This is a genomic window from Seonamhaeicola sediminis, assembly GCF_004358095.2.
In the GTDB taxonomy this organism is placed as follows: Bacteria; Bacteroidota; Bacteroidia; order Flavobacteriales; family Flavobacteriaceae; genus Seonamhaeicola; species Seonamhaeicola sediminis.
Genome location: NZ_SMZJ02000002.1, coordinates 1 through 12,516, shown reverse-complemented (window position 1 = coordinate 12,516; position 12,516 = coordinate 1). Strand labels below are relative to the sequence as shown.

At 35.0% G+C, this 12,516-nt stretch carries 9 protein-coding genes and 1 tRNA gene; 5 read left to right on the top strand and 5 right to left on the bottom strand.

The annotated features are described in order from the left end of the window. Nucleotides 1-16 precede the first annotated feature (16 nt). The 4 genes from E1J38_RS02670 to E1J38_RS02655 form a co-directional block, all read right to left on the bottom strand. Nucleotides 17-994 carry a 4Fe-4S dicluster domain-containing protein gene (locus tag E1J38_RS02670; protein ID WP_133355980.1) on the bottom strand — a complete coding sequence of 326 codons (978 nt, stop codon included), beginning with the start codon at nt 992-994 and terminating at the stop codon, nt 17-19. A 125-nt stretch (nt 995-1,119) separates the two neighbouring features. Further along, complete coding sequence (locus tag E1J38_RS02665; RefSeq protein ID WP_255449768.1) at nt 1,120-1,980, bottom strand: DUF5777 family beta-barrel protein; 861 nt, start codon at nt 1,978-1,980, stop codon at nt 1,120-1,122. Nucleotides 1,981-1,996: 16 nt separating this feature from the next. Continuing rightward, nucleotides 1,997-2,362: a hypothetical protein gene (locus E1J38_RS02660; protein ID WP_133355981.1), complete on the bottom strand. Its 366-nt coding sequence runs from the start codon at nt 2,360-2,362 to the stop codon at nt 1,997-1,999. A gap of 119 nt (nt 2,363-2,481) precedes the next feature. After that, complete coding sequence (locus tag E1J38_RS02655; protein ID WP_133355982.1) at nt 2,482-3,630, bottom strand: hypothetical protein; 1,149 nt, start codon at nt 3,628-3,630, stop codon at nt 2,482-2,484. An 860-nt stretch (nt 3,631-4,490) separates the two neighbouring features. Between E1J38_RS02655 and dnaE the strand changes: the two genes are divergently transcribed. The 5 genes from dnaE (at nt 4,491) to E1J38_RS02630 (ending at nt 11,351) form a co-directional block, all read left to right on the top strand. Beyond that, nucleotides 4,491-8,873, top strand: coding sequence for a DNA polymerase III subunit alpha (dnaE, locus tag E1J38_RS02650; protein WP_133355983.1), 4,383 nt, complete (start codon nt 4,491-4,493; stop codon nt 8,871-8,873). Nucleotides 8,874-9,158: 285 nt separating this feature from the next. Next, nucleotides 9,159-9,476 carry a thioredoxin gene (gene trxA / locus E1J38_RS02645; RefSeq protein WP_116525110.1) on the top strand — a complete coding sequence of 106 codons (318 nt, stop codon included), beginning with the start codon at nt 9,159-9,161 and terminating at the stop codon, nt 9,474-9,476. A gap of 90 nt (nt 9,477-9,566) precedes the next feature. Then, nucleotides 9,567-10,115 carry a ClpP family protease gene (locus E1J38_RS02640; RefSeq protein ID WP_133355984.1) on the top strand — a complete coding sequence of 183 codons (549 nt, stop codon included), beginning with the start codon at nt 9,567-9,569 and terminating at the stop codon, nt 10,113-10,115. A gap of 159 nt (nt 10,116-10,274) precedes the next feature. After that, nucleotides 10,275-11,204: a DUF58 domain-containing protein gene (locus E1J38_RS02635; RefSeq protein ID WP_133355985.1), complete on the top strand. Its 930-nt coding sequence runs from the start codon at nt 10,275-10,277 to the stop codon at nt 11,202-11,204. Between the two features lie 73 nt (nt 11,205-11,277). Then, nucleotides 11,278-11,351: transfer RNA gene (locus E1J38_RS02630), tRNA-Asp, on the top strand. A gap of 238 nt (nt 11,352-11,589) precedes the next feature. Here E1J38_RS02630 and E1J38_RS02625 read toward each other — a convergent pair. Further along, on the bottom strand, nt 11,590-12,363 hold the full coding sequence (locus E1J38_RS02625) for a response regulator transcription factor (RefSeq protein WP_133355986.1): 774 nt from the start codon (nt 12,361-12,363) through the stop codon (nt 11,590-11,592). Nucleotides 12,364-12,516 lie beyond the last annotated feature (153 nt).

The window sequence follows — 12,516 nt, the reverse complement described above, 5'->3', positions numbered from 1 at the left end:
TTAAGAGTCTTAAAAGTTAAATTTCACCGTTCTTTTTTAGTTCTTGTACATAAGGAACATCTTTGTAGCGCTCAATAATGTCTTCATCAACATCAAATCCGCGTTCTAACGGAAACTGTCTATTTACTGCAGGTAAATAGTATACATTGGGTTTTGTTCCTAAATGTTCTAAATGTCTGTACCCGCCTCTGTTTTTAATTAGTTCAGAAAAGCGCACAGTTTCTTCACCATTAGTAACAATGTCTTCATTTTTGTCACCAAAATAAATCACTCCCATAGGGCAAGATTGAGCACAGTGAGGTAGTTTTCCTTGTCTAAGCATATCTGGACAGAAATCACATTTCATAACGGTTCCCTCTGCTGCAGGGACACTGGTCTCGGGAGAATATGGTTGTGATTTATCTTCAAACTTATCTTTATGCCCCCAATTAAACTGGCGAGCCGAGTAAGGGCAACTGGTAATACAGAATTTGCAACCAATACATCTATCATTATCAACTAATACAATACCATCATCACGTTTAAAAGTGGCTCCTGTTGGGCAAACGGTAACACATGGCGGTTCATCGCAATGAAAGCAAGGTTTAGGGAACCAATAAGGCGAACCTTCTTCATTATCTTGAATAAGCTGAACTTTCATAAACTCCTCATTGTAATCTAGTTTATGAGCCTTTTGGCAACTTTCAACACATTTTCTGGCATTTTTACATTTTGCTAAATCAATAACCATTACAAACTTTCTGTTGGGAATGCCTTTTCTAGATTCAGCAGGCGTAATATGCGCTTCAGGATATTTGTTTAGGCTTTCTGCGTCTACTTCTACCATCTTGCCATCAGGAGTAAGAACTCTAACTTTTTCACCAGAAACTGTAGCTTCTTCTTCCGAATTAGAAGCTATTGATAAGCCTGCTACAGCAGATACACCAGATAATAATCCTAACTTAAGAAAATTTCGTCTGTTTGTACCCGTTTTATTGTCTTCCTTGTTTTCCATAATACACCCAGTTAAATAAATTTCAATATTTAATTTAGTTGAAAATTGACCCTAAGTATTTGATAATTTAAGTACAGGCAATTTTCTAAATGCGATGACTTGTTTATATATAAATGTTTCCCTTTTTAAAAGTTATAATTTCTGGTTATGTTAAATCCAATTAAAAAGTCCCCATCAAAGAAGTTATTGGTAGTTTTCATAATATTTTGCTGTGGCACAATACCTCTGTAATTGGTTAAAAATATTTGGAACGTATGCGCAGAGGTTCCAAATTCAATTCCAAGACTAACACCATCATTATTGTATTCTAATCCTGTATCTGGATCTGTATCAAACTTGGTTATAGGAATAGTATAGTCTAATAAAATGGCTGTCTGTGTGCTAATTTTTGCACGACCACCAAAGGCTATTGCAAAACGATCATTTTCCATAAAAGAATCTACCGTATTATAATGTGAAATACTTGGTGCAATTTGAAATGAAATATTTGGGCTAAAACGACGCGCCAATATGATTTGATGGAAATATGAATATCTGTCTTGCTTAGTATAAAATCTATTACCAGGTCTGGCATCAATGGTAAAGTTTCCGTAATAAGATATATTTAATGGTATTTTATCAGAACGCGTTTGTTTTAATAATCCTACTTTCCAATTAAAATCTTGAAGGCGTCCTTCTTTGGTGGTGCCAAAACCAATGGCTAGTCTATCATGTAATGAATATGCTAATGCCATTCTTATGTTAGAGGCTCCCCAGAATCCGGCTAGGTCATTGGTGCCTCCATTAATTTCACCAAACCTGTGCTGCATCATAACTTCCAATGTATTTTTGTTAAATAGTACATTGGTAGGATTGTCTATTAAGGTGGCGCTTTCAAACGCTGGACGCGATGGTTTATCTATTACAGAATCTTTTTCCTTTTTTTGAGCCAATACCATAAGAGGAAACGCTAACAAAGCAAAAAGTAATGTTTTATAATTTTTCATAATACGTATCTTTAAATTAGTTAGGGTTGGCACCTCGGTTTATCCACTCTTTAATATACTCCAATGAAGTTGCATCTAAATCTCTATGTCCATTATTTAGTGTTGTAAATAAAGAGCTGGAGTTGGCATTTCCTGGATTAACATAATCAGGAACAAGAGAATTATAGGCGTTAGCTGGTGTTAAATCGGGCTCTTGTTGAGCTGGATTATGACATTGGGCGCAATCATTGGCTTCAAAAATTGGTAAAATGTCGTTGCTAAATGATATCTCTTCTTCCGGATCAATAATAATATCCTCTAACTCTGGAAATTCATTGTAATAACAAGAAAAGCATATTAAAGTTAAACCATAAACTAGAATTATTTTTAATGGTTTTTTCATTTTTTAGTTTTTTAAATTAACCTTTATCTTAATTTCATGATGAAACTTAAGTTAACTCCTTTTAAAAAAGTTTATTATAAAGTCCAGAAACTTGTTTCTGGACTTTATGTTTTCAGTTATTATGGTTGTAAGGCTTCAATTGAGTTTTTAATTAAGGCTTTGGCATATTCAGGGTTATGAACACCCTTGCTGGCATCTTCTAAAATAAACAAGTAGTTCCAAGCAGCTTGAGCCTCTAATACAGAATACGTACCTTTAACAGGATGGTCATCATGAACAATGCCTACGTTTTCTAACAAACCTTTTAATGTAGCCATGTCTGCAGCTAAACCTGAAACACCTTGTGTAAGAATACCACTGTCATGACATGATGTACAATTAGTTTCTGTAGGTATAAAACTATGTCCGGCTGGATCTTGACTTTCTGTTTCTCCCATATGGCAGTTTACGCAAGAAGTGTCTGTTCTGTGTTTAGCAGATCCAACACCAGGATATCCTTCAGACCCGGCTATTAATGCACCTTGAATACCTTCTAATAAGGTAGCTTGTGGTCCGTGATGCGGTCCCCAGTGAGTACTAGTTACTCTAAAAGTTCCTGATCCGTCATCTGTTGGCCCCGTCCTTCTTGGTTGATGACAGTTAATACAGGTATTGCTTCGGTTTCCATAATCAATAACGGTACCATCAGTTATTAAAGTAACAGGGTCTAAGCCTCTTAAAGCATAATCTTGACCGTCATTTTCAAAGTCAAAAGATTTATGAGTATCATGACAAGTAACGCATGTAATTGGGTTTACTACAGGTACTGGGTTGTTAGAATAAATGGGTACACCATATTCATCTACTTCGGGATAATCGTCAGATGTATCATCAGGTGTGCCATTGTCATTAATTACTAATTCTGGTTCAGAAAGACCATAATACCCAGTTGGATTTACAAAGCCATAATCCATAAAGTCTGTAAATCCTTCATTGGAGTGACATCTAGCACAACTGGCCCTAGCACCCGCATAATTTACAGCTCCTTCGGTAAGACCTTTTGAATGAAATGATGTATTGTATGCCGCATAAATAGGATCTCTATGTGAGTTTGAATGACAGCTTATACAAGCTTCTGCAGATGTATCAGCTCCATCAATCCCGTCAACCCCGTCAATTCCATCCTTTCCATCGGCGCCTGGGATTGCTATATAGTCATTTGTACAGTTGGTGAGCAATAAGCTTGAAACCAGTATTATCAAGTATTGCAGTAGCTTTAAATTTTTCATGATTACTTAAGTATTAAAATTCCAAAATTTATATGATGGTTAAAATTATGTAACATTAGTTGCATAGAATATGATTATTGTCATGTAAATGCTCAATTCTTTAATATTGATTTCTAGACATAGGGATTGAAAGTCAATACTTTAATAGGATGTTTTTATCCTAATTTGGAACATCCTTTCTTTACTAGTGTTTCCAAACAATCAGGTAAATACTAAATGAATAATTAAGAGCTTTTTTTAACAGGATTTAATACTAAAAAGCATGTTTTTTATTTAGAAAGTAGTATTAGAGCAATAAATAAACAGGCTTGGAAATATCAATATCACACATGAAAGTGAGCTTACTTATATCTGTATTAAAACTAAAATGGAAATATTATTACTCTATTGATTAAACATAAAAAGAAGTTTTCTGGTTATATCTAAAGCGAAGTTTCTGGGACATTTTCCCTCCACGGTTATACTTTTAATTTTAACAAAGGTTTCGGTGTTATTATTTATTTTGAAAAGCTGAAAAATGATAGTATTAAGTAATATTGAATATCCGTAATCATTCATAAAATTGCACGTCATCCTGAATTTATTTCAGGATCACATCATAAAGAGTTGATTTATAAACAGTATGAGATACCGAAACAAGTTGGGTATGACGGAAATAAGATGTTATGACATAAGACGGACAATCCAATAGAAATTTATATGTATTGATGTTAGCTGAATGATTTCAAAAATTCAACGTTTAAAACTTATGTTCACAACTGTTTATAACTTCACTTTAAAAAAGTATTATTTCTATGTATTTTTATGTCTTTCGTTTCTATGCTAAACAACTTAACAAATCAACGCATAAACATTAAAGTATGTACTTAATCTTCGATACCGAAACTACCGGATTACCAAAGCGCTGGGATGCCCCAATAACCGATGTTGATAATTGGCCCCGGTGTATTCAAATTGCTTGGCAACTTCACGATAGTATGGGGAATTGTTTAGAACACCAGGATTTTTTAATACAACCAGAGGGGTTTAATATTCCGTATGATGCCGAAAAAATACATGGTATCTCTACCGAGTTGGCTCAAGAACAAGGCGTACCATTAAATGAGGTTTTAGAAAAGTTTAATGCTGTTTTAGAAAAGTCTAAATTTATTGTAGGTCAGAACGTTAAGTTCGATTTAAATATTATGGGTGCTGAGTTTGTTCGTGAAGATATAGCAAACCCATTGCAGGAATTACCTGTTTTGGATACTTGTACAGAACATACTGCTAATTTATGTCAAATCCCAGGTGGTCGCGGTGGTCGTTTTAAATTGCCAACCCTAACCGAGCTTCACGAGCATTTATTTAATGAACCATTTGCCGAAGCACACAACGCTACTGCCGATGTAGAGGCTACAACCCGTTGTTTTTTAGAATTGGTTAGACTAGGTGAGTACACCAAAGAGGAACTGGATGTTGATGTAGATTACTTCGAAGATTTTTCTAAAGCTAATCCTGCCCCCATTCAGTTAATAGGCTTAAAGCACATCAACTTAAAACAGGAGAGTAAAAAGATTCGAAAACGGCTTCAAGCGTTAGAGCCGTTGGAAACCATACTTGATGATGTTGCTAAAGATATTGATTTAAGTAATGTTCAATTTGCACATCTGCACAACCATTCGCAGTTTTCAGTATTACAATCTACCATGAGTATTTCTGATGTGGTAGCTGCTGCAGCCTCTCATAATATGCCAGCTGTAGCTCTTACAGATCATGGTAATATGATGGGTGCTTTTCATTTTATCAATGCGGTTAATAATCAGAATAAAAGCATAAAATCTGCTATAGCCGAAGCTGAAGCGCAGGGAGAAACTTCCAAAAAGCAGCTTATTAAACCAATTATAGGTTGTGAGTTTTTTGTTTGTGAGAACCATCAAGATAAGACCAGAAAAGATAATGGTTATCAAATAGTGTTGTTAGCAAAAAACAAAAATGGCTATCATAATTTAGCTAAATTATCGTCTCATGCGTTTGTAGATGGATTTTATTATGTGCCGCGTGTTGATAAAAAACTAATTCAACAGTATAAAGAAGATCTTATTGTTTTAACGGGAAATCTCTATGGCGAAGTTCCCAGTAAGGTTTTGAATATAGGTGAAAATCAAGCTGAAGAAGCTCTTGTGTGGTGGAAGAATGAATTTGGTAATGATTTGTATGTAGAGCTTATGCGGCATAACCAAGAGGATGAAAATCGTGTTAATGACACTTTAATAAAGCTGGCTAGGAAGCATGATGTTAAGTTGGTGGCTACCAATAACACCTACTATCAAAATCAGGATGATGCCAATGCTCACGATATTTTATTGTGTGTAAAAGATGGTGAAAAACAAGCAACTCCCATTGGTCGTGGTCGTGGTTACCGCTATGGGTTACCAAATCAGGAGTACTATTTTAAGTCTTCAGAAGAGATGAAAGAACTCTTTAAAGATTTGCCTGAGGCCATTTTAAATACGCAGGAAATAGTTGGAAAAATAGAAGTCTTCCAGTTAGCACGTGATGTGTTATTACCAGCTTTTGATATTCCTGATGAGTTCAAACATGAGGATGATATGGTTGATGGTGGTAAGCGGGGTGAGAACGCTTATTTACGGCATTTAACTTATGAAGGCGCCAAAAAACGTTACGGAGAACCATTAACCCAAGAGATAACTGAGCGCTTAGATTTTGAGCTTAATGTTATTGAAAACACAGGGTATCCAGGGTATTTCTTGATAGTAGAAGACTTTATTCGTGAAGCTAGAAATATGGACGTGTCTGTTGGTCCAGGGCGTGGTTCGGCTGCAGGATCTGTGGTGGCTTACTGTCTGTGGATTACTAACATAGACCCCATGAAGTACGATCTTCTTTTTGAGCGTTTCTTAAATCCTGATCGTGTGAGTATGCCCGATATCGATATCGATTTTGATGATGAAGGTAGAAGTCGAGTTATGGACTACGTAATAGAAAAGTATGGTGCCAATCAAGTAGCCCAAATTATCACCTATGGAACCATGGCGGCAAAGTCTTCTATTAGAGATACAGCACGTGTACTTGATTTGCCACTTTTTGATGCTGATAGGATTGCGAAACTCATTCCTAACATGTCTAAACTAAATAAGATTTTTGGTTTAGATGAAAAAGCCTTGGCTAGTAAGTTTAGGGCAGAAGAACTGGAAAAGGTGAATCAGCTATTGAATATTTCAGAAGGTGATGACCTAGAAGCAGAAACAGTTAATACAGCCAGAACACTTGAAGGTTCTGTTAGAAACACAGGTATTCATGCTTGTGGCGTTATTATCACACCTGATGATATTACCAAATTTGTTCCAGTTTCTGTAGCCAAAGATTCTGAATTATATGTAACGCAGTTTGATAACTCGGTGGTAGAATCTGCCGGACTTTTAAAAATGGATTTCTTAGGGTTAAAAACGCTTACCCTCATAAAGGATACCGTTAAAATTGTAAAAGCGAAGCACGGCATTCAATTAGACCCCGAAAGCTTTCCGTTGGATGATGAAGAAACGTATGCCTTATTCCAGAGAGGAGAAACGGTAGGTGTGTTCCAATACGAATCTCCCGGAATGCAAAAACACCTCAGAGATTTAAAACCAACGGTTTTTGAAGACTTAATTGCTATGAATGCCCTGTATAGACCGGGCCCCATGGAATACATTCCTAGTTTTGTAAGGCGCAAACACGGTGAAGAGGATATTGAGTATGATTTACCAGCCATGGAAGAGTATCTTAAGGAAACTTATGGTATTACTGTGTATCAAGAGCAGGTAATGTTGTTATCTCAAAAGTTAGCTGACTTTACTAAAGGTGAAGCCGATGTACTAAGAAAGGCCATGGGTAAAAAGCAAATAGCTGTTTTGGCTAAAATGAAGCCTAAATTTATTGAGCAAGCCAGTGCCAATGGTCATGATGACAAAGTTTTAGAAAAAGTCTGGAAAGACTGGGAAGCCTTTGCAAGTTATGCATTCAACAAATCGCATTCTACGTGTTATGCTTGGATAGCCTACCAAACAGCTTATTTAAAAGCACATTATCCAGCAGAATATATGGCAGCAGTGCTTTCTAATAACATGAATGATATCAAGCAGGTAACGTTCTTTATGGAAGAATGTAAACGCATGAAGTTGGACGTTTTAGGGCCTGATGTAAATGAGAGTTACTACAAGTTTTCTGTAAACAAAGATGGTGCTGTACGTTTTGGAATGGGGGCTATAAAAGGTGTTGGTCATGGTGCAGTCATGACCATTGTAGACAACCGAAAGAAAGATGGCCATTTTAAGTCTATTTTTGATTTGGCTAAACGAATTGATTTGAGAGCAGCCAACAAAAAAGCTTTTGAAAATTTGGCTTTGGCTGGGGGTTTTGATTGTTTTAAAGAGTCTCATAGGGCTCAATATTTTCATCAAGACAATGGGTTAACTTTTTTAGAAATGGTGATAAAATATGCCCAAAAACATAAAGAGAATGAAAACTCTGCGCAGGTGAGTTTATTTGGAGAATCAAGCGAAGTTCAAATAGCTGAACCTACTGTTCCGCCTTGTGAAGAGTGGGGTACCATGGAAAAACTTGCTAAAGAAAAAGAAGTTGTGGGCATTTATATTTCTGGGCATCCTTTAGACGATTTTAAAACCGAGATGAATACCTTTTGTAATGCTAACTTAGGGATGTTCTCTAACTTAGAGCCTTATGTAAACCGAGAACTTGTGTTTGGCGGTGTAGTAACCGATGTTCAGCACAGGGTTAGTAAGCAAGGAAAAGGATGGGCTTTGTTTACTGTTGAAGATTATACCGATAGTTTTGAATTCAGAATTTTTGGTGAAGAGTATTTGAAGTTTAGACACTTTTTAATGATTAACAATTTTGTGTTTGTAAAAACATTTGTTCGAGAAGGTTGGATTAATAAAGATACTGGTAAAAAGGGAGAACCAAGATTACAATTTAACAGCTTTCAGTTGTTACACGATGTTATGGAGCAATATGCCAAAAAATTATCGGTACAATTAGATATTCATGATATTAAAGAAGATAAAATTCTACAGCTTCAAGATTTGTTAAAAATGCATCCTGGAAACCAGTCGTTGAATTTTGTTGTTTATGATACCAAAGAGAAACTCAAACTAAATATGCCTAGTAGAAATCAAAAAGTGAAAGTATGCCAAGAATTATTAAATGAATTAGAGGCACAACATGTTCACTATAAATTAAATTAAGGTCTTTGTAATTGTAGATGCGCAAGGGATAGAGCATTTGTTGGAGCTCTTTTATATTCATTTTTTAGGATAATAACAGACCATATAAAAAGCGACTTGCGATAGCCCGACCACAAAGTGGGTGCGCCCTTTAAAATTATTCTAGTGAATTACTAAACTAGATTTTACTAATAAGACTAGATAATGACGTTATAAGTAAAACAAATTGTTAGTTTGTAAGTATTCGTGTTTTTTTTGACTAATTTTGTGTTAGAAAATATTTTAAGAAAATAAACAAGATATATTATGGCATTAGAAATAACAGATGCAACGTTTGAAGAAACTGTATTAAAAAGCGATAAACCAGTATTGGTAGACTTTTGGGCTGCTTGGTGTGGGCCATGTAGAATGGTAGGACCTATTATTGAAGAAATTAGTGGTGAATATGAAGGTAAAGCTGTTGTTGGAAAGGTAGATGTAGATAACAACCAAGAGTTTGCGGCTAAGTATGGTGTGCGCAATATTCCTACGGTATTGGTATTCAAAAATGGAGAGGTAGTAGATAGAAAAGTAGGTGTTGCACCTAAAAACTCTTACACTGAAGCCATAGAGTCGCTATTATAAGATATTAGTATAAAGAAAATGAAGAAGGTTTGCTGTAATGGCAAACCTTTTTTTATTTTAGATGAAATTTATAAAAAATAAAATTTTCATATGAGCAAAAAAGGAAAAGTTCAAGATGCCATAGATACCAAGTTAATAGAAGACCGTAAAGTGTTTCTTTGGGGGCAGGTTGATGATAACTCTGCTAAACATGTTGTAGATAGATTAATGTATTTAGATGCTTTAGAGACGGCCGATATTCATTTATATATTAATAGCCCTGGAGGCTACGTAACATCTGGATTTGCAATTTACGATTGTATAAAGTCTTTAAAAAGTGATGTATCTACCATTTGTACAGGTTTTGCAGCTTCAATGGGGTCTATTATTTTATCTGCTGGTACCAAAGGAAAGCGTTTTATTCAACCACATGCCAGAGTAATGATTCACCAACCCAGTGGAGGAACACGCGGACAAGCGAGTGATATTGAAATTACAGCTAAAGAAATAATACTTACCAAAGAATTAAGCGCTCAGATTTTAGCCGATAATTGCGGACAAACCTTTGAGAAAGTCATGAAAGATTTTAATAGAGATCATTGGATGGGTGCTGATGAATCTGTTACTTATGGTATTGTAGACAAGGTATTAGCCCCTTAACCCCAAAGGGGAAATTTTTACTCATACCTAATATTTTGGGTTGGGTGTAATTAGTATAATCATAAAACTTAAAAAAAAATTACTTGATAAACTCTTTATTATTTTTAATAGAATAAGAGTGAGATTCCTCCCCTTTGGGGAGGTTAGGAGGGGCATCTTATGGACTTACGTCAGGAACTCAATAAAGCCGAGGGGTTTAAAAACCTTGGACTACTTGCAAAACAGGTGGTTGAAGGGTTTATTGCTGGTATGCATAAGAGTCCGTTTCATGGGTTTTCTTCAGAATTTGCAGAACACAAAATTTATAACAGAGGGGAAAGTACAAGGCATATAGATTGGAAACTCTATGCTAAAACCGATAAGTTGTATACGAAGCGATACGATGATGAAACCAATTTACGCTGCCACATTATTGTTGACAATAGTAGCTCTATGCATTATCCGGAAATGACCAATTTCTCTATTGGCAGCTTGAATAAAATAGCTTTTACAGCTCTTGCAGCAGCAGCTTTAATGCAAATGCTAAAACGACAACGAGATGCTGTTGGGTTAAGTATTTACAGTGACAAATATGATTTTTATGCACAGGAAAAAGGGAGTGAGCGCCACCATCAAATGTTGTTGAATCAGCTAAGTGATGTAGTTGTTTCTAAACCCTTAAATAAACAAACTGAAACTTACACCTATTTACATGAAATAGCAGAAAAGATTCATAGGCGTTCCATGATTTTTTTGTTTACCGATATGTTTCAGACAAAAACGGATGATGTGAAACTCTTTGAGGCACTTCGTCATTTAAAATACAACAAGCATGAAGTGATTTTATTTCATGTTTTTGATAAACAAAGAGAATATACTTTTGATTTTGATAATACTCCTAAACGCTTTATTGATGTTGAAACAGGAGAATATATTAATTTATACGCCGATACCATTAAAGAAAATTATAATAAAAAGGTAGCTGGCTATTTTTCAGCACTAAAATTAAAATGTGCGCAGTACAAAATTAAGTATGTAGAAGCCGATATAAATGATAGTTTCAACCATATTTTAACCACTTATATGGTGGAGCGGCAAAAGTTTGCTTAAAAGTTTAAAAAAGGCGAAAAAAGATTTGACATATTAAAAAAGCCGTGTATATTTGCATCCGCAATCATGCAACGGTCTGGTAGTTCAGTTGGTTAGAATATCTGCCTGTCACGCAGGGGGTCGCGGGTTCGAGTCCCGTCCAGACCGCAAGAATTGCTGAAAGCCTTAACACTCTTAAGGCTTTTTTTGGCACTTTAAAGAAGTTGTGTTGTTCACGCCAAAAGCGTGATGTAGTTTACCAAAGTAATTTGGTATTCCAATGGAAAGCTTTCCTTTTTTCTTAATAGAAAATTGTGAAGCTTTTTTGTTTATGAGAGATATCTTAAAATTGTGTAATATCTAAATTACAATCAATTTGAAGTGTGTAAATACTTTATAATAATGGTTAGACAATTCCCTCCATAAAACATTTTACCATAAGCTCCGCGGTGTTTTTACAATTGGTTTTTTTCAGGATGTTCTTCTTATGTGTATTTACTGTATGAGGAGAAATGTATAGAATTTTTGCAATAGTTTTGGAATCAAGTCCTCTGGAGACTTGCTTAATTACATCTATTTCACGTCTTGTAAAAATGGAAGCGTAATTATATTCTTTTATAGCAAATCCACCTTCTTCTTGGATACCATAATAACATGGTCTGTTATTACTTATAAATGATACTTTATCATTCATTGGAATGTTTAAAAACGTAACATCTGTATGAATACCAATTACTTGTTGCACCTGTTTTTCATGAGACAAGGTCAATGTTTTAGCTTGATGAAGAATGGTTTTGTAAGTTCCATCTAAATGTTTTAATCTCATCAGATAGGAAACTTTATAGTCTAAAATTTCATCACGATTAATAGTTTCATATAGAAAAGAGGTTGCAATTTTTTCTTTTTCGGCCAAATTAGCTAGGTCATCAGGGTGAATTACTTCAAATAGCTTTTCAAGAGTATAATCCTTTTGTTCTAGACCTAATACATTATTTATACCTTCATGTACGTACTCCATTTGAAGATCAGTAAAGTTAAAAATGTAGTAATAAAACTGCCCAATTGAAAAAAGTGATGCAACTTGATTAATGGTGTCTAAATAAAGTTCTTCAATTGCAGGGTTTGTAATAGTATTGTTTTCTTTCCAGACTTGGCGGACATGATTACCAGATTTGCTCATAATATATTAAGATACCCGTTGTGCATTATGATTTAAAAAGAAAAAGTTGTTCATCTTACTGATAATCAGTAAATTGTTTTAACCACAAAACATTAATAATGAACAACTTAAATGCAAATTACAAAAGAATATTGGAAGTTTTACGAAAAATAT